Genomic DNA, 17,995 nt, shown 5'->3' with positions numbered 1-17,995 from the left:
ACCCCTTTAGTGGTGTTTGCGTTAGGTTCGCCCGCAGACAGCGGGGCTGTGGCCAAGCCAGGCATGGCGACTGACTCCAGAGGCCACGCCCGGGACGACACTCCAGACTGATATACCGAGCGGGCGACTGATCATCGCTCGTGTTGACGACCCTCTGGAGTTCCGAGGCGTACCGGAGATATCAGTCGATCGGGGGTTCAAATCCCTCCGGCCCCATTTTTCCGTCGCGAGCAACCCCGCGAGCGACGGAACTGTGCTGAGGAGGGATTTGAATCAGGGAGCGCCAGCGACCGTTATTGATCGCTGACAACATCTGTACAACCTTCGAAGCGACCACAAGCCAACAGTCGCTACTAACCTCCGAGCCCAACGCGGAAAGCACGCTGATGAAGCCGCGATATGCGAGAAAAGCTGCCAAGGCAGGCAACGGCTCGAAAAAGCATTTCGTTGCAACGATGAGATTCTTTAGCTTTACACACGATGCGTATTTTTTGTACTCTAGTCAAAACTCAACTGAGGTAATAAAAAATAGACTCCTCGACGAACGTTACTCGTCGACGAGTTCTGAGACGGTCTCCTCGATCGATTCAATCGAGTTGACCTGTTGTTCGTTTGCGGCAGCCACACTCTGAACTTCGGCAGCAACCGACTCTGATTCTTCAACCAACTCGTTGATCATCGAAGCGACCTCCTCGGTCGATGCGGCCTGGTCATCTGTAGCGTCCGAGACCTCTCGAATCCCGTCAGAAGCCTCCTGAACCGCCGTTTCTATCTCTTCGAGCGTGTTCATTGCGGCCTCAACCTGTTCGATTCCATCGTCGACCTCCCGAGTTGTCTCTGCAAGACTATGGACAGTCTCATCGGCTTCGCCTTTGATCGCCTCGATCAGCCGCTCGATCTCGGTCGCGTGATCCTGTGACTCGCCGGCAAGCGATTTGACTTCGTCAGCAACGACCGCGAAACCGGAGCCAGCTTCGCCAGCACGAGCGGCCTCGATAGAGGCGTTAAGCGCCAGAATGTTTGTCTGGTCAGCGATATCGTTGATTACCTCAACGATTGCATCGATCTTTTCCAGCCGACTATGCAAGCCGTCGACATCTTCGGTGACCTCCTCGATCGATGAGTCGATCCGACCCATGCCCTCAACCGCGTCGGTTGCAGCCTCGCCACCTTCTTCGGCGAGCGTTTCAGCTTTTTCACTCATCATCGAGACCTCCTCGGCTGTCGAGGCGATCTCTTCGACAGTAGCCGACATGTCTTCAGTCTCGGCAGCAACCTCTTTCATTGATTCTGATGAGTTGTGAGCATGGTCAGCGATTCCTTCGGCACTCTGGGATAGGTCATCGGCTGTTTTCCGAGCTTCTTCGACGCCTGATTCGACTTCAACAGCGACTGCTTTTTGCCGTTCGAGTTCAGCTTCGATCTGTTCTTGTTTTTCCCACTGGTTGCAGTAGTTCGTTACGAACGACATGAGGGTATCAACCAGATCGTGCTCTTCGTTAAGCCACGGCCCGTCGTCTTCTTCAGGTCGTGGCTCAGTGTAGACGATCTCGATGACAATTTCGGTGCCGCTGTCTGTCCGCGTCGAATGTCGCATCGGATCGGCAGTCGACTCGTAGCTATGGGAGGTTGCTTCGGCCTCGCCAACGACAATCTTTGCCTCCGTTACTTTGGGGTACTGGAACCACTGTGGGAGTTCGGCAGCGTACGTCTTGATCAGTTTTTCAACCGGTTCATTGAGCTTCCCGAACAGTTCGTTCGCTCTTGTGATCGCCCTCAACTCTTTGGTTCGTTCTTGAAGTTCGACCTGTGCTTCGGTGGCGGACAACTGTCGGTACTCTTCAGCAAGCTCGAAGTATTCCGATGGTAGACCACTGTCGGGTGGTTGGTCGGCCAGTCCGTCGGTTGAGCTTGGCTGGAGTGGTTGCGAGTCCGGTGTCCGTTCGGACGTGGAACTATCACTCCATTCAACCGACTGACTCTCGGGGGTAGTCGGCTGGAGCGTCTCCTCTACGGACGCATTTTTTTGATCGCTCGATGCTGTCGCTTCAGTATTACTACTTGTGCCGATGAGTAGTCGGTTGAATAACCCCTCCATATGTGAAAAATATACAACCATAGCATCAACCTACCCACCCAATTATCGGGAGGGATAATATTATAATGGTCCCTAATATCAAAATATCTGATATTGGAAATAGCGTGTGGAAACTCAGAGTTGAATACGGACTACCTTGCCGTAATCGCAGAGAAAACCCAGACAATACATTCATCATCAGCTTTCAGAATGCTGATAACGTTATCACCGTCAGTAGTTGCAGCCTCGTCGACCATTTCTGGAATTATCCACGAAGTCGTCGCTGTATCAGCCGAATAAATAGGCTCGCTGGCCCATTGAACATCGAAACACCTCCTGGATCGCGACGTTCCCCTCGAAGATGACCACCGCCCGAGGTAGTTTTTATACCAACGACACCCCAAACGCCGATCCAGCCACGAGCACGACCGTCCACGCGGCGATCCCAACGGTCATCCACCCCGCGATCGCCCTACCCCGGCTGCCGGCGGCGAGCGCGAGCAACGCGGCGAGGTGGACGCCGGTCAGGACGGGCGCGGCGAGCGCCAGGCCGGGGAGGCCGTATCGATCCCAGATCCGGCGCGCCCACTTCCGGCGACGACTCGTCGATTCGCCATCCTCCTCGTCTTCGGCGCGTGACCGTCGACGCTCCCACCACCCGCTGACCCGACGGTAGCCGAGCAACAGCACGAGGACGGACCCGGCGTTGCCGACGAAGGCGACGACCCCGACGCCCACGGGGTCCAACCCGACGCCGATGGCGATCGGGATCACGACGAGAATCTCGACCCACGGGAACGCGGCGAACAGGAAGACCAACCCGTACTGGAGTAGGCCGCCGGCATCCGTGAGGGCCGCGCCGATGTCGATAAAAAGCGGGAGCGCGCTTGGAGGGACCATACCTCTTTGCGGTTCGTGTCGGGCATAGACGTTCCGTCATCGACCGCGATCGGCCCCGCCAGTTCGCTCGGTGGCCGCGCGATCATCGTCCGTGTCACATCGGCGTCTTTCGGTTCGCGGCCGCGAACTGTTACCGATTATCATTCCCAGGCATCTCCGGCCGATCCCGTCGGTGTCCGTCGGTTTCCCGGCGAATGAATACGGCGAACGCGCGTTTCACGGCCGTGAAACGGCGGTTCGAGGCGGCGAAATCCCCGATGTGTTTTATTCACCCCCGCAAAGTAGGGGGTGATACCGTGTCCCCGATTCCGTCATGGATCGACGAACGGATCGATCGGAACCTCGAACACGCGCTCACACAGGAGCACGTCGTCGAGACGATGCTCGAATCCGACCGCCCGTTCTTCTCGATCCGGCAGTTGCACGCACGCGTCAAACCCGACGTCAGTCGGGCGACGGTTCGCAACCGACTTCGGGAGCTCCAGGAGATCGACGTCGTCGCGACGGAGACGTATCCCGACTCGATCACGCTGTATTACATCAACCACCCGGAGTCGGAATGGCCGCTCTCACCCGAGGGCAAGCGTGCGCTGCACGCTGACACCCCGCTGGATCGGCTCTCCACCCGCGGATTCATCACCCTCTCGGACACGGCCGGAATCCGCACCCTCGTGCTCGCTGGCTTCCAGTCGAGCCTCGTACTGTTCGCGCTCGGCGGCGTCCTCACGGTCACCGGTGCCGACATACAGGGTACACACAGCGACATCGTGCTCTGGGACACCGCGTTCGACCTGTTGCTCGTGAGCCTGCTGTTGCTGCTCGCCGAACGGACGGCCCGCTGGGTTCGCGAAAAGTACGGCCCGCTGAACCTCCTTCCGTCGAGTAATCGAACCCGAACTGACGACGGATAAGCAAACACCCACGCCTTCCACACCATTCATGACTTCCACATCACCCGCATCCGGACCCGAACTGCTTGCAGAACGCTCGCTCGGTGGCATCCTCGTCCACCTCCTTGGACTGCTCACCGGCTTCCTGGGACCGATCCTCGTCTACGCCGTCTCGGACCACGAGTACACGCGCGAGAACGCTCGACATGCCCTGAACTGGCATCTGACCCTCTTCGGACTCTCCATCGTCGCTATCGGGACGTTCTTTTTAGGGGCTGACGAGCTCACCGTCGGCGGGGAGCCGACGGAGGTGTCCCTGCTTCCCGCGCCGCTCGATACCGTGTTTGCGGCCGTCGGCATCCTGCTCGTGGTCCTGTTGATGCTCGCTATCCTCCTCACCTTCGTGTACGTTCTCGTCGCGACGGTGAAGGCGATCTTCGGATCGGTCTGGACCTATCCCGGCTCGATAGACGTGCTCGGTCGGATCCGATGAGACAACAGCATGGGTAACGAACAACCCACGGACCGGATGACGACGGAGGACGGTCCGACCCTCCTCGAAGAGCGCTCGATCGGTGGGATCCTCGTCCACTTCATCGCGATCCCGACCGGCGTCGTTGGGGCCGGACTCGTGTATCTCCTCGCGACGAACGCGTTCACGAAACGGAACGCACGCAACGCGCTCGACTGGCACCTCACGGTGTTGGCGCTGACCGTCGTTACGTTCGGATCGGTGTTTACCTATGGCGAACTCACGGGACAGGGTGCTACCGATGTCGACGCCCTGCCGACGATCGTTTCCGTTCAGTCATCCGTCGAGGCGGCTGCCGGTCTTGTCGTTTCCGTGCTGCTCACCGTTTGGTTCGGCGTCACCTTCCTCACGTTCGTCGTCGGCTTCATCGCCATGCTGAAAGCGACGTTCGGCACGGCGTGGCGCTATCCCCTGTCGCCGACGCTCGTCGATCGCTACGGCGGTCGTCTCGATGGCACCGATCGGTGGCCACTCGTCATCATCGGGTACGTCCTCGCGTTCCCCGTCGTCATGTCGGGCGTGTTCCTCGGCCCCTTCGGGGGTCCCGGGTTCTTTTTTATTACCTTCGGGCTCCTCGGACTGATCCTGGTCGGCGTGCCACTAACCGCCGTCGCGATCTATCGTCACGGTGAACGGGATCGATCTCCGACCGCCGACTGGCAGCCGCACGTGATCGCGTATCTCGGTGTTCCGATCCTCGTCGCGGCCGTCAGCCGTGAGCTTTCCCGGAGCTTCACCGACTCGATCAATCCAGGGGGCGACGCGATGTACGTGTTCCTCGCCGCATTGTGGATCGCCGCGACCGTCTATGTGGGTCGGTGGCGGATGGTCGAGAGGCAAACCGCCTGACGGGACTATGGGCGTCCGGGTCCGATGTTTAAAAAGATGGGGCGAGAAGCACGAGTGATGCCCTCCACGAGTGAATCGACGACGGCGGCGGATCCACGGTTGGCCGTCCGTCCGATCGTTCGTCGATACCATCGCCTCGAACGCGTCGCGAACTGGCTTCTCGCGCTTTCGGTTGCCGGCATCGCCATCCTCGCAATCCTCTCGTTACCGTTTCTCGTCGGCGTCGCCGCCGCGCTCGGCGTCTTTCTTCTCGTGCGACTTCCGATCGCCCGTCGACGAGGGACCACGAGGCTTGAAACCGAAACGGACTCCGACGGTGTGCGTGCGGCGTTCGAGGGCCCGCTTTCCCCACCACTCGTTCTTCAGTGGGGGTTCCTCGACGCCAACGACGTGACCGTTGCGGACGGCGTCGTCAGGTATGAGGTGGCGTATCTCTTCGGACTCCGATCGGTGACGATGCGGGTCGAGACCGCTGAGCCGTCCGCACCGGTGTCAGGATCGACTGACTCGACCGATGTCGATGAACTGGACCTTCTGGTCACCATCGGCGACACTCGCTGGGCGACGTATACGGTGACGATCGGCACCGCCGGCGATCGGACCGTCGTCGACATCGCGTGGCGGACGGAGCGCCGCGTCGACGTTCGATACGTCATCCAGGGATTCATCGGCCGTCGGTACTACCCGGCTGCGCTCGACGCACTTGGCTACCGGATGGTGACCCGAGTGGGATCGTGGAAGTGGTGATATCCGGTCGCTTGCCCGGTCGTAAGCAGACGACGATCACCTGCGTTCAGGGCTTCCGATCGAACGTGTCGAGAACCGGATCCGGATCGTCGAGGTGGGGTAGTCGAAGGGTCCGGTCCTGCAACATGATGATCACGGTGGCCGTGTCGAGCCATCCGTCGACCCACCCCTGTTCGACGCGCAGGTCGAGTTCGTCCCACGACTCGACCCGCCACAGCGGCGTTCGAAAGCGGCGATCGTATGCGACGATGGCATCCCCATCGGTTCGATACTCGATCCATCCGTATCGAAGCCAGTAGTCTATCTGGCCGAGGGCGATCATCACCGATACGCCCGTAATCCCGATGGATAGCGCGATGTTCCAGGCACGGCCGACCGCGAACAACGCCGCCACAGCGAGGAAGAACATCCCGACGAACACCGCGCTAGGATGTCGTCGGAGATTGGTGACACCCCCCGCGATCCGTCCGGAAAGCGTCGGTCGGAGGTGAACGGGGTCGGTTGCCAGCGACGTCTCGATCCGTTTGACCTCCGGGGGTTCATATAAAAACCCGAGATCGAGCGCCTGTGACTCGTCGAACGCTTCGAGCCGATCGCGATAGACGCTCACGAGATCGATGGACAGCTTCAACATGATGACCCCAACGAGGAGGAGGCTGCCCGTCACGGTCGGATCGACGGCGTGTATCGGCTCGTCAGTTTCCACGGCGGGATCCACGATTGCCGCGACGGTCAACGCCGCCATCGCCCCAAGGATCAAGGTGCCAACCCGAATGAACGGCCCCTGTATCGCCGTCTGTGCGCTGTGCTTGCGATACTCCCCACGATGAACATACGTCACCCCGGTTCTCACCCCCTCACTAACGAAGATCCCGGCCGCGGAGACGACGACCCCGAGAAAGATGCCGTCATCGACCGACTCCAACCCGACGAACCCGACCGTCATCACGCCCGCGAAGAACCAGAACACCGCGAGCACGGGGATGGCGATCACGACGACCGGGAGCGACGAGAGCCGGATCGACAACGCGGTGAACGGGAGTGGGATCGCGACGTGCTTCCGACCGAGCGGACCCAATATGAGCGGGTCGTTCTCGAACTCCGACGGCCGTCCGGCGACGGTCGCACGGACCAGTGCCCAGACACACACCACTCCCAGTTCGAGCCAGTACAACGTGAGCAGCGCGGCGACGTTCCACCCGAACCCGACGACGCCGACGAGCGGGAGGAGGTTCACGAATCCGACGGTAAGCGCCTCGAACCGGGGGAGTGACTCCGGCATCTCGGGGAGGAACGCGGGGACGCTCACACGAGCGTCTACGGGCGTCTTGTTATATGATTTTATGACTCGAAGACTCAGTAGGTTCTACGAGATGCACCGTCGGTTCGTCTATGCCATCCGTGGGATCGCTGCAGGCATGGCCATGCTCTCGTTCGTGCTTGCCTTTTTGCTCTTTCAGATGCGCGTCTTGTCGACGACATGGCTCCTTTTGTTGCTCGTCGTGGGCGTGGTTGGGACGGTCGTCTCACTGGGGCCGATGAGCCTCGGCCACCGGTTCAGCGGGGACGGGAACGAGTCGGTGAACGAACCGGATCGGGACGCTGGGGGCTGGTGGCTTGCCGCCGTGGCCTCGCTCCTTGAGGAGCGATGGAACACGTGGTCCGACCTCGTACTCGTCCTCGGATTCGGCAGCATCGGCGTCGGTTCGTTCGTCGCGCTCGCGGTCCATCCGGGTGACGATCCGCCGTTTGGTTTGGTCATCATCGGTTTCTTTTGTCTCACGTGTGCACTCGTCGGGCTCGCGTTCGTCGGCGAGAACGACTGAGCACGTCGCATCCGATACCCCGATACTCTCAGTGGTGCGGGACGTTCGGCAGGGAGTACCCTGCAGAGCCAAATCGATCTACGGTCACCGATCGGCCGGATCGGCCGTCCGCTCGGGGTACGCTTGCACCCAGACACCTCGGAGGAGCAACCCGACGAACGGGATGCCGAACACGCCGTAGACGAGCCCGGCGAAGAGCACCTCTCCGGCGGTGACCCATGGGCCGATCACGAGGAGGAGGGTCCCCACACCGAACACGGCGAGGCTCCCGATCACGACGGCGATCGGTCGTCGATCGATCGGGTCGAGATCGGTCGACACGGCGGGTAACTCGAATCGCTCGATCAGGTCGTCGCCGTGAGCGGTCGGCCCGAGATATCGCCGTCGCTCCTCGTCGCCCCAGCCGGTCGTCACTGCGACTGTTCGGGTATCACACAGCCGGTCCGCGAACCGATCCGGGACGACCTGTACGTCACGGATGACGGACCGTTTCGTCGCCCACTGCGGCTCAGAGACGAGGGTGTCGTAGGCGACGAGCCGGTCCCCGTAGCGGCGATACTCCAGCCAGCCGTACTGGAGGACACCCATGAGGACGCGCATCGCGAGCGTCAACAAAAATGCGGCGGCGACGAGAACGCTAACGGCGGCCACGGCGACCGTGGTTCCTTCGCCGCCGAGCACGGCGATCATGATGAACCAGAGGACGATGAACGGCCCCACGGCGAAGGGAGCGAACCGTCCGACGACGTCGAACAGCGTGGTATAGTACACCGCACGACGATCGGTCGGGATCGTCGCTTCCGGCGGATCCTCCGGGATGTCGATCGGCTCCCGCGCATCCGCCGCCGACTCCGGGCCGGCGAGCCAGCCAGTGAGTCGACCGCCGCCATCCGACGCGGCACGATAGGCCGACCACTCGATGAGCAGCTTGACCATGACGAGGACGACTAACACCCCCTCAACGCCGAACGCCTCGATCCCCGGGGTGGCCATCAACACGAACGCGAGGAAGAACGTCTGTCTCGCGGGCGTCTCGATGACCGCGTACGGAGACGACGTCTCGTACTCCTTCTGTAGATAGTCGCGCCACGTCTCGACTGACTGGCCGATCACGAGCGCGAGGGCGCTCACGAACACCTCCGGACGCATGAGGGCGTCACCGGCGGACACGATGCCCGCGAGGACGGCGCCGATCACGATCAGAAACCACGCCGAGCCGTTGATCACGGCGGCTGCGAACGGGAGGTTTCGTGGATACACGGGTGGGAGCCAGCGGACGAGGTCGATCGAGCCCCGATGGTCAGTCACGGGATGTGAGACGCTGAGCGTCCCGGACTCGTCGTGATCGGCCCGCGGCGGCCGTTTCGCGAAGAGCGCTTTCACCCCCGCGAGCGGAAGCGTGAACAGCAGTTCGAGCGCGTAGATGACGACGAGCGTCGCCGGATCCCAGCCGAACCACAGCACGCCGAAAAGCGGCAGCAGGTTCGCCCCGAAGACCGCCGCCGGTCCGAGGCGTGAGCGGGGGCGACCGCGGACGACCGAGGAGGGCATACCGATCGGTTCAGGTCCGATCCCAAAAACGTATCCAGTCTTCGCTATGCCACCGGTTCATCGCATCCCTCAGCGGCGCATCGGCTGCCGCTTTCGGTACGTCAGGGTCCGCCAGAGCCACTCGACCGGGCCGAACCGGAACCGGTCGAGCCACCACACCGAAAGCGGGATCTGGATCGCCCAGATCGCCACGACCACCCCGAGCAGCTCGACACGGTTCAGCTGGCCGAAGAGGCCGAGCCCGTATCCGTAGAAGATCGTCGTCGCGATGACCGTCTGGAGCAGGTAGTTCGTGAACGCCGTGCGACCGACGGCGCTCAAGGCGTGGACGACCCGTCCGTCCTTCGCCCGCCGGCAGAGCAGCATGATCCCGCCGATGTAGCCGGCCGCGAGCACCGGCGCACCCCAATAGTTGAACTGGAACGCGAGCGTGAGCACCGGGATCGTCTCCCAGGCGAACACCTCCCGGAGCCACACCCCACCGAGGATGAGCGGCAGGCCGATTCCGACGCCGCCGGCGAAGAGACGGGTATAAAACCGGGCGCTTCGCGCGTTCGAGAGGACTCCCCATTTATAAAGGGCCATTCCCATCAGCATCATCCCGCCGAGCGTCCAGAAGAGTTCCGAGAGAAACCCCAGCGTGTGGTATTCGAGGAGGATCGGGATCCGATGGGCTACCTGATCCAGCCAGCCGCTCTGGTAGATCTCGATCTCCCGGGCGGGATCGAAGTCCGCACCGAACGCGCCGAGCAGCTCCTCCTCGAGTTGTGCCTGCCCGTCGGCCGGGAGCGTGAAGTACCCCACCGCCAACAGCAGATAGAGCAGCGAGGGGATCGCATACAGAACTGCACCGAGGACGAACTGCCGGGTGGGTCGCCAGCGCCACGCCCAAACCACGATGAACCCACAGAGCGCGTAGACGACGAGGATGTCGCCGATCCAGAGCAAATAGGCGTGTCCCAAGCCGATGACCAGCAGCCAGAACGTTCGCGAGAGATGGAGCTTCCGTCCGGGCTGTCCCTTCCACGCTTTCGACTCCAGAAAGAGGACCATTCCGGCACCGAACATGATCGTGAACAACGTGACGAACTTCCGCTCGAAGAAGACGTGACTGATCAGCCACGCGCCGTAGTTGAGGCCGGTGAAATCCCCGTAGAGCGTCGGGTTGTACGTCGCGATGGTCGGCAGCGCGAACAGCCAGATGTTGATGACGAGGATGCCGAGCAAGGCGAATCCGCGAAGCGCATCGAGCGCGACGATCCGATCGTCAGGGGCCGTCGGTGCGGGCTCGTTCGAGGCTGCGGAGGGATCTTCGGTCTCGGCTTCGTTCGGGGACATACGCGGTGACATCCCGCCGCATCGTTATAAAAAGACCCGCCGGGCACTCACCCGTTCGTCCCTTCGTGCTTCCCGCATCCATGAGCGAGGCTGGCGGCCACAGCGACTCGGGAACGGTACCGAAGAAGCGACGCAGCGTCTCGGCGACGTCGAGAGCGCCTCCCCGGGCGACCGTTGCCGCGAGCGGCGTCCGTCTCGAACGGGGGCGTGTCACGAGAAGCGTCCGTCTCGAACGGGGACGTCCGTCGACCGACTCACGTCGTCCCCGAAACGACGGCCGTGTAGACGGTTGCGCTGATGGCTCCCACCGGTAACGTGATCCACCACGTGACCGTGAACCCGACCACGACGACGCCGAACGAGAACGCGGCCGCATTCATCGGGTCGGCCCCGGAAAAGCCGAGTGCGGCCGAGAGGGTCAAGACGAGCCCGAGGGCAAGCAGGCTGGCAACGTATGTCCCGAGCGTCCCGAGCAGGCCCGCGATCGGCCCGAACAGCGGAAGGTCCGTGGGTAACAGCCGCCAGACGATGATGGCCACGACGAATGCGGCCGGCACCACGACCGGGAGCGCCAACGAGGCGAAGACGAACCAGACGAGTCCATCGTTCGAGGGAAGTATCCCGGTGAGTTCACCGAGGATCGCGGCGCTCGCAAAGCTGAACGTCGCCGCAAGTGCGGCGGTTGCTGCCGCATAGCCGGCCCCGATATCCGGCCGGTTCGCGCCGGGAAGTCTGCCGGGGCCGTATCGGTGACATACACGGTGGAGGGTGTCCGTGGAGGGGAACCTCATGTGAGGCTGTATCAGGGGTGGGGTGAAAACGCTTGCCCCCTCCTTGGCCGGAGACGCGTCGTCCAGGCGGCCGCTTCATCCGATCACGTCCCGGGCGCTTCACCCGTCCAGGTCTCGCACCCCGTCCTGCATTTCGACCCCGATAGCAACGCCTTTCATTCGGCGTCTCGCCCGATGAGGTATGGGTATCCCGCGGGAACGGATCGATCGGCTCCTCGGGCTCGCCCGCGAGGCCGTCGTCGACGAGGAGCCCGACCGGGCTCGCGAGTATATCAGGCTCGCGCGGCGTATCTCCGAACGCAACCGCTGTGGTGTTCCGCGTGAGTTCGAACGCAAGACCTGCGACGGCTGTGACGTCTATCTTCGACCGGGATCGACGAGCCGGGTTCGCCTCCAGCCGGGACACGTCGTCGTCCGCTGTCTGGAGTGCGGTGAAACGGGTCGGTATCCGTATCGGTGACTCACGCCACGGTGAAGCGTCGGGATTCCTTGCGGGCTGTAAGTGGGTTAAAAAGTAGCGGGAGGTAGATTTGAACTACCGATCTCCGGGTTATGAGCCCGGCGGAATCTCCTGGCTATCCCATCCCGCTACCTGATCGAAATCCGGTGGAACGGTTAAGGGTTCTGATTCGGTCGCTTGGATGCGATTTCCTCCCGTACCACTTTATAAATAGATCGGCATCCGGAGACGGATGATACCGACGCTCACCACGGCATCCCGCCTGCGAGCAACGCGGCGTCGACGAGGAGTACCACCGCACAGCCACCGCTCGCGAGGAGGTATGGCCGACCGGCCGCCGCGAGACGTGTCGTCGAGACCGACTCCGTGATCCCCTCGGCGGGAAAGCCCTCCGCCATGTACGCGCCCCAGCCGAGGTCCGGATCGAGTTCGCGACGCATTCGAAGCACACCCATTTCGATCAGCCCGTTCATGATCCCCCACAGCGTGAGCATCACAAGGACGAGCCATCCGCGGGTCGTCGACGTCAGCAGCTCCAGCGGGGTGTATAGAACCCAGATCATGTATGCACCCGTGACCGGAAGCACGACCCCGGTCCACCGAGTGATGAGTAGCAGGCGATGTACGCCGTCGGCGAACGTCGCCGGTCGCATCGTCCCGTCGACCGCCCGCGGGAGCACCGCGTAGACGACGAACAGCGTCGCACCGGTCCATAGCGCCGCCGACAGCACGTGTAACACGAACGAGACGGTGAGCAGCACGCTAGTCCGGTTGGGCGGTGAGCCTATAAACGTCCGGCCCGGGTGAACCGTCGTGTCCCCTGACCTATTCTTACTCGGGCAGTGCACGCGGCGGCGCGACGACCGAGCAGGGCGCGTTCAGGAGGACCGACTGCGCGACGCTGCCGAAGATCGCCTTCGCCGTCGGGGATTGCTTCCGACCCAACACGATGATATAGCGCGCGTCCTCACGCTCGGCGTACTTGACGATCTCCTCCTCGGGATCGCCGACGAGACCAACCCGTTCGATCGGCGGGAGATCGTCCCCCTCGCCGTCCGCGTCATCGGCGTCGATACCGGCCGCCTCCATTGCATCCTTCGCGACCTTCCTTCCGTACGCTCGGACGTCATCCAGCGTGACCGGATCGCCGTCTTCGGCGGTTCTCACGCCGAGATCGACGAACGTGGAGCGTTTCATCGAGTGTAAGACGTGAACGGGCTCCCCGAAGGCACCCCCGAGTGCGACGGCCTCCGTTATCACCCGTCCGGCGCGATCCGATCGATCGACAGCGGCAACAACGACCATATCGGGTCGGAGGACCGGTCAGTATAAAAAACCGCCCCAGCCAAACGGCACATCGGTCGTTCACCGGTCCGCCCCTTATGGCGGCTTGTTTATCTCCTATGGCGACGTATTCTGATCGATCATGAACCTTCGTACCTTCATTACGGAAAAACGAGCCGTTTCGCCCGTTATCGGGGTTATCCTGATGGTCGCGATTACGGTCATCCTCGCGGCGGTCGTCGGCACGTTCGTGCTCGGCCTCGGCGACTCGCTTCGTGACACCTCCCCGAGCGCGAGCTATGACTGGGATCAGCGCGGCAGTGGCAGCCTCACGCTGACACACACGAGCGGTCAGAGCATCGATGCCGACCGCGTGCGCGGGACCGTGAACGGCGCGACGATCACGTTCGGTGACGACTCCCTCGGCGAGAAGTGGGCCGGCGACGACGGCCGGATCACCGCCGGTGATTCCGTGGACTGGGCGGAGGGTGACTGGAACAGCGGTAATGGATTCGAGGGCGGCGAACAGCTCCGTGTGATCTGGACCGCCTCCGGCGGCGGGTCGTCCTCGACGCTGACGACCTACACGGTGCGGTAGCGCTCGCTGCTGTTCCTTTTTATACGCTTTCTTATACCCTTTTGTGGCGTCCGTCGTTGAGTAATAACCGACTCAGATCTCCGGGATCGCGTCGCGACCGAGAACGATCTTCTGGCCCTCGACGTCCTCCAAGGCGGCGACGCGGCCGCCGATCTCGATCCGGCCGTCGTCGGTCTCGACGACGAGGGAGGCCACCTCCTCGGTGTCCTTAAAAGCCACGTCGACGACGCGGCCCTCGACGGTGACGGGCGCGCCGGTCTCGATGTCACGCCCTTCGACGGCGGCGTAGAACTCCCCGTCGAGCTCGCGAACGTCCTTCACGGCGCGGCGGATCGAGGCGTATCGGCGGGGGAACGGTCGCTCCTTTCCGTCGTCGGCGAGCGTCTCCGCGGTCGTCCAGAGGACGGTGCCGAAAAAGCCCGAGACGAGGAAGCCGAGCGCCGAGCGGTTGAAGATCACGCCGTAGCGCTCGCGATCGTCACGGAGGGCGTCCTGTGTCGCATAGACGGAGTATTCGCCGTCGCCGACCGCGAGCACGGGCGTCGTGATCCCGCGGCGGGCCCGGGCGATGGTCGCCACCTCCAGATAGTCGAATCGATCCGGATCGGGTGCGCGGGAGGCCGGCGTCACCAGTAACTCCACGCTGACGCCCGCGGCGACCTTCCGCGCGAGCTCCTCACGGAAGCGACGGAGGAGGTCCGGCGTGAGCGAGACGGCGAGTTCGTACTCCGCGTCCGCGATCACCTCCTCGAGATATCGAAGGATGGTGGAACGCGATTTCACGAGCGAGACCGCCTCGGTCTCGCGGGTCGGCGCGGTGTAGCGCGCCTCGAGTTCGTCGACCATCTCCGTGAACGAGGACTGCAACTCGCCGAACGCCTCGGAGGGATCGACGGCGACGATCTTCATCGGCCGTGACTCCCGAAGCTCGACGAGTCCCCGATCCGAGAGGCTCCGCACCGTATCGTACACCCGCGGCTGCGGGATGTCGGTCCGGTCCGCGATGCCGCTCGCGGTCAACTCGCCGTGTTCTAACACCGCGAGGTACGCGTCGATCTCGTACTCCCCGAGGTTGAACCGGTCGCCGACGTAATCGAGCGTCGCGCGGAGATCGTCTGGCATACCCGAACCAACGACCCCCTCCCGTATAGCTTTTCACTATATCCCGAGTAGCACGCCGTTTCGTATCTCGGTGGGGACTACATATACATCCGATCCGACCAGCCGTCCGGTTCCCGCTCCTCTATCCGTGCGGCGAGGTCCTCGTAGTGTTGGCGGATCTCTGCGGCAAACGCCTTCAGCGGGCCGGCGTCGACACCCAGATCGTAGACGTCGTCGACGGTTTCGACCAACCGCAGGGCGGCGTCGACGTCGGGCGCTTGCGCGTGGACGGGGGTGACGAACAGGCCGACGCCGAGCGTCGAGTCCATCCCCCGTTCGAGGAACGCGGCGTTGAGGCCGTCGAGAAACCCGGCCTCCATGGCGGGGATCGACCCGTCCGCGAGCCGGCGCTCCCGATAGTCCTCGGTCGCGATGTAGAACGTCCGGTGTCCCTCCGGTCCGTGTGGGACGGGTGCGCCGGCCAACACCGCGATCTCGGTCACGTCGTTCTCCTCGGTCCACTCCAAAATCGCCATCGCGAGCGTCTCACCGAGCACGGAGGGGACGAACTGCTCGCCGACGAGGACGGTCACGTCGAGGTCCTCGCGCGAGTAGAGCCGGGTCGGATGACGGGGCCGACCCTTTTCGAACGGCGTGATCGAGGGGAGCCCGTCGGCACGGATGTAGCCGGTCTCCTCGAGTTCGAGGTGATCGACGAGATAGTCGACGGCGGTGAGCCCGGCGAGACCATACGCGGAGAAACCGGTGATGAGGGTGTCGCTCGGGGCGGTATCGTGTGTGACGTCGAACGAGGGTGCGTGACGGAAGAGCCCGAACATACGCCGGGTTCGACCGGGTCGGTGTTAGCGTTTGCTGCCATCGATCGGCCACTCGCCGCCTCCTACGGTCACCGAAATCCTCCGTCGCCGGAGGAAACGCTTTTTCAGGTGGGGGACGCGGATACGCTATGGCACAGACGGCGGCGATGGCCCCTGCCGGGGCGACCGTCCCCCTGGAGACGGCGACAGTCACGGGGACGGTCCCGTTCGCCGAGTGGTTCCCCCGGCTGGCGGGGATCCCTGGGACCCGGGTCCTCTTCGTCGTCCTCATGGCGATCATCGGGGCGGTCATCGCCAGATATCTGGTCCGGCTGCTCGGCCGCCCGGTGGCACGCCGCTTCTCCAGACAGAGCGTCGCACAGACGGTCATCCGCGGGATCAGGGTCGGGACGATCGTCTCGGCGATCCTCTTCGGGCTCTGGGCCGTCGGCGTCCGATTCACCGACGTCCTCCTCATCGGGACGGTCCTCTCGGCGGTCATCGGTATCATCCTCGCGCCGCTCATCGGCAACTTCATCAACGGCGTCTTCATTCTCGCCGACCAGCCGTTCGAGATCGGCGATATGATCGAGTTGGAGGACGGCACGCAGGGCTTCGTCGACGACATCACGATCCGCTACACCAAGATCTTCACCCTGGATAACACCTTCCTCGTCATCCCGAACGGGAACATGCGCGACCGGGACGTGATCAACTACTCGGCGGAGGACGAGCGGAGCCGCCAGACGCTGGACCTGCTCGTCACGTATGAGTGCGACATCGCCGCCGGGCGACGGATCATGGAGCGGGCCGCCCGCGACTGTGACGCCGTCATCGACGGTGGCCCGGACATTCGGGTCGGGATCGCCCGATACAACGCCAGCCCGGACTGCCGGATCGAGGATTTCGGCGACGACGGGGTCCTCCTTCGGCTCCGCTACTGGGTGAAAAAGCCCTACAAACTCGGGAAGGTACGTTCGGAGGTCAACACCCGGATCCGCGAACTCGTCGCGGACGCCGACGTCGAGATGGCCTACCCACATCGGCACCTCGTCTTCGATGACACCTCCGGCGTCGCGCGGGTCGGCATGGGTGCCGGCGCTGGCGACGGGACGGCCGTCCCGAGCGATCCCTCGCCAGCGAATCCCGTATCCGAACACGACGGTAACGCGGACGGCAGATCCGCCGATGGCTCCTCGCGTGCTGTCGATGGCGACGCCGGCGGATCGTCCCGAAAGGACTGACGCTCTCGCGACGTCTCGGTCACTGGATCCCCTGATCGGTGTCTATGGCGTTCATATTTAAGCTCCTCCAACGGGACGCTCCGCTCATGGCAACAAGCATCGGTACCGGTGGCATCGGCTTTTTCGACCGGTTACGAACCGGCTGGACGCTCACGAAGGACTCCGTCGACGTCCTTCGGCGGTATCCGGTGCTGGCGGTCTTTCCGCTCCTCGCCGGGATCTCCGGGCTCGTCTTTTTCACCATCTTTCTCGTGCCGCTCTGGATCGGGAACCTCATCGGCAGCGGCGTCGAGTTCGCGGTCCTCCTCGTCCTGTATTTCGTGACGACGTTCGTGAGCACCTACTTCGCCTGCGCGCTGGTGTACGCTTCGAACGAGGCGTTTCACGACCGCGAACCCGGCGTGATGGACTCGTTGCGGGCGGTTTCCGATCGGCTCGGCCCGATCGTCGTCTGGTCGATCATCTCCGCGACCGTGAGCGTCGTCCTCCGCTCGCTCGAGGACTCCGACAGCGGCATCGCGCGACTTGTCGGCTCGCTGTTCGCGCTCGGCTGGACGGTGATGACGTTCTTTATCGTCCCCGTCATCGTCTTCGAGGAGATCTCCGTCCGCTCGATGTTCTCGCGGAGCGCGAGCGCCTTCCGCGACACCTGGGGGGAGACGATCGGGGCCGGCTTCGGGATCACCCTGATCGTCACGCTCGTCGGGATCGCCCTCGCGCTCGGGGCACTGGCGATCTCGCTCCCGCTCGCGGCGCTCTTTCCCGGGCCGGGGATCGTGCTCACCGTCCTGTTGCTGCTCGGCGTCGCCATCACCACCTACGTATTGAGCCAGACCATCTGGGGGATCGCGAAAACCGCACTCTACGTCTACGCGGTCGAGGGGACCGTGCCGCGGGGATTCGAAAACTTCGATTTCGAGCGGCTCGGCGGCCGCACCGAGGGGGCCTCGCCTGGGCGAGCCGGCACCCGCGACACGCTCTGAGCGGAA

The 17,995-nt window shown here is 63.1% G+C and carries 19 protein-coding genes and 2 tRNA genes; 10 read left to right on the top strand and 11 right to left on the bottom strand.

Annotated features, from left to right (window positions below; translation table 11 throughout):
- Nucleotides 1-42 precede the first annotated feature (42 nt).
- Nucleotides 43-216 (top strand) — tRNA-Trp (locus CHB65_RS17220).
- Between the two features lie 331 nt (nt 217-547).
- Here CHB65_RS17220 and CHB65_RS00675 read toward each other — a convergent pair.
- Together CHB65_RS00675 and CHB65_RS00670 are read right to left on the bottom strand one after the other, a co-directional pair.
- Nucleotides 548-2,098 carry a methyl-accepting chemotaxis protein gene (locus CHB65_RS00675; RefSeq protein WP_089383120.1) on the bottom strand — a complete coding sequence of 517 codons (1,551 nt, stop codon included), beginning with the start codon at nt 2,096-2,098 and terminating at the stop codon, nt 548-550.
- Between the two features lie 363 nt (nt 2,099-2,461).
- Nucleotides 2,462-2,977, bottom strand: coding sequence for a small multi-drug export protein (locus CHB65_RS00670; protein WP_089383119.1), 516 nt, complete (start codon nt 2,975-2,977; stop codon nt 2,462-2,464).
- 296 nt (nt 2,978-3,273) lie between these two features.
- Here CHB65_RS00670 and CHB65_RS00665 point away from each other — a divergent pair, with 296 nt between their 5' ends.
- The 4 genes from CHB65_RS00665 to CHB65_RS00650 are packed head-to-tail and all read left to right on the top strand — an operon-like array spanning nt 3,274 to nt 5,995.
- Nucleotides 3,274-3,888 carry a helix-turn-helix domain-containing protein gene (locus CHB65_RS00665; RefSeq protein WP_089383446.1) on the top strand — a complete coding sequence of 205 codons (615 nt, stop codon included), beginning with the start codon at nt 3,274-3,276 and terminating at the stop codon, nt 3,886-3,888.
- Nucleotides 3,889-3,916: 28 nt separating this feature from the next.
- Nucleotides 3,917-4,360, top strand: coding sequence for a DUF4870 domain-containing protein (locus tag CHB65_RS00660; RefSeq protein WP_089383118.1), 444 nt, complete (start codon nt 3,917-3,919; stop codon nt 4,358-4,360).
- A gap of 9 nt (nt 4,361-4,369) precedes the next feature.
- Nucleotides 4,370-5,248: a DUF4870 domain-containing protein gene (locus CHB65_RS00655; protein ID WP_245809880.1), complete on the top strand. Its 879-nt coding sequence runs from the start codon at nt 4,370-4,372 to the stop codon at nt 5,246-5,248.
- Nucleotides 5,249-5,305: 57 nt separating this feature from the next.
- Entirely contained in the window at nt 5,306-5,995 is a 690-nt protein-coding gene (locus CHB65_RS00650) for a hypothetical protein (RefSeq protein ID WP_089383117.1), read from the top strand.
- A 46-nt stretch (nt 5,996-6,041) separates the two neighbouring features.
- Here CHB65_RS00650 and CHB65_RS00645 read toward each other — a convergent pair whose 3' ends face one another.
- Nucleotides 6,042-7,304 (bottom strand): DUF6498-containing protein, encoded by a 1,263-nt coding sequence (locus tag CHB65_RS00645; RefSeq protein ID WP_089383116.1) that lies wholly within the window; start codon nt 7,302-7,304, stop codon nt 6,042-6,044.
- Between the two features lie 64 nt (nt 7,305-7,368).
- Here CHB65_RS00645 and CHB65_RS00640 point away from each other — a divergent pair, with 64 nt between their 5' ends.
- Nucleotides 7,369-7,821, top strand: a complete 453-nt coding sequence (locus CHB65_RS00640; protein ID WP_089383115.1) for a hypothetical protein — start codon at nt 7,369-7,371, stop codon at nt 7,819-7,821.
- A gap of 84 nt (nt 7,822-7,905) precedes the next feature.
- Here the strand turns inward: CHB65_RS00640 and CHB65_RS00635 are convergent, their stop codons facing one another.
- The 3 genes from CHB65_RS00635 to CHB65_RS00625 form a co-directional block, all read right to left on the bottom strand.
- Nucleotides 7,906-9,372, bottom strand: coding sequence for a DUF6498-containing protein (locus CHB65_RS00635; RefSeq protein WP_218818901.1), 1,467 nt, complete (start codon nt 9,370-9,372; stop codon nt 7,906-7,908).
- Between the two features lie 69 nt (nt 9,373-9,441).
- On the bottom strand, nt 9,442-10,710 hold the full coding sequence (locus tag CHB65_RS00630) for a DUF418 domain-containing protein (protein ID WP_179213545.1): 1,269 nt from the start codon (nt 10,708-10,710) through the stop codon (nt 9,442-9,444).
- Nucleotides 10,711-10,964: 254 nt separating this feature from the next.
- Nucleotides 10,965-11,501: a hypothetical protein gene (locus CHB65_RS00625; RefSeq protein ID WP_089383113.1), complete on the bottom strand. Its 537-nt coding sequence runs from the start codon at nt 11,499-11,501 to the stop codon at nt 10,965-10,967.
- A 181-nt stretch (nt 11,502-11,682) separates the two neighbouring features.
- Here CHB65_RS00625 and CHB65_RS00620 point away from each other — a divergent pair, with 181 nt between their 5' ends.
- Nucleotides 11,683-11,961: a ribonuclease P protein component 4 gene (locus CHB65_RS00620; RefSeq protein WP_089383112.1), complete on the top strand. Its 279-nt coding sequence runs from the start codon at nt 11,683-11,685 to the stop codon at nt 11,959-11,961.
- A 55-nt stretch (nt 11,962-12,016) separates the two neighbouring features.
- On the opposite strand, the gene CHB65_RS00615 is transcribed toward CHB65_RS00620, so the two are convergent.
- The 3 genes from CHB65_RS00615 to CHB65_RS00605 all read right to left on the bottom strand — a co-directional run bounded on the left by CHB65_RS00615 (nt 12,017) and on the right by CHB65_RS00605 (nt 13,266).
- Nucleotides 12,017-12,091 (bottom strand) — tRNA-Met (locus CHB65_RS00615).
- A 115-nt stretch (nt 12,092-12,206) separates the two neighbouring features.
- Entirely contained in the window at nt 12,207-12,722 is a 516-nt protein-coding gene (locus tag CHB65_RS00610; protein WP_089383111.1) for a copper resistance protein CopD, read from the bottom strand.
- Between the two features lie 70 nt (nt 12,723-12,792).
- On the bottom strand, nt 12,793-13,266 hold the full coding sequence (locus tag CHB65_RS00605) for a universal stress protein (RefSeq protein WP_089383110.1): 474 nt from the start codon (nt 13,264-13,266) through the stop codon (nt 12,793-12,795).
- A 121-nt stretch (nt 13,267-13,387) separates the two neighbouring features.
- Between CHB65_RS00605 and CHB65_RS00600 the strand changes: the two genes are divergently transcribed.
- Nucleotides 13,388-13,843 (top strand): type IV pilin, encoded by a 456-nt coding sequence (locus CHB65_RS00600; RefSeq protein WP_089383109.1) that lies wholly within the window; start codon nt 13,388-13,390, stop codon nt 13,841-13,843.
- A 72-nt stretch (nt 13,844-13,915) separates the two neighbouring features.
- Here CHB65_RS00600 and trmB read toward each other — a convergent pair whose 3' ends face one another.
- Nucleotides 13,916-14,965, bottom strand: a complete 1,050-nt coding sequence (trmB, locus tag CHB65_RS00595; protein WP_089383108.1) for an HTH-type sugar sensing transcriptional regulator TrmB — start codon at nt 14,963-14,965, stop codon at nt 13,916-13,918.
- 77 nt (nt 14,966-15,042) lie between these two features.
- Nucleotides 15,043-15,783, bottom strand: coding sequence for a proteasome assembly chaperone family protein (locus CHB65_RS00590; protein ID WP_089383107.1), 741 nt, complete (start codon nt 15,781-15,783; stop codon nt 15,043-15,045).
- A gap of 128 nt (nt 15,784-15,911) precedes the next feature.
- Here CHB65_RS00590 and CHB65_RS00585 point away from each other — a divergent pair, with 128 nt between their 5' ends.
- Nucleotides 15,912-17,006 (top strand): mechanosensitive ion channel family protein, encoded by a 1,095-nt coding sequence (locus tag CHB65_RS00585; RefSeq protein ID WP_245809879.1) that lies wholly within the window; start codon nt 15,912-15,914, stop codon nt 17,004-17,006.
- An 86-nt stretch (nt 17,007-17,092) separates the two neighbouring features.
- Nucleotides 17,093-17,989 (top strand): DUF6159 family protein, encoded by an 897-nt coding sequence (locus tag CHB65_RS00580; RefSeq protein ID WP_089383106.1) that lies wholly within the window; start codon nt 17,093-17,095, stop codon nt 17,987-17,989.
- The last annotated feature ends 6 nt before the right edge of the window (nt 17,990-17,995 follow it).

The organism is Halorubrum vacuolatum (assembly GCF_900188065.1).
In the GTDB taxonomy this organism is placed as follows: Archaea; Halobacteriota; Halobacteria; order Halobacteriales; family Haloferacaceae; genus Halorubrum; species Halorubrum vacuolatum.
The sequence above is the reverse complement of the archived record's forward strand: the minus strand, read 5'-3'. Positions and strand labels throughout refer to the sequence as shown.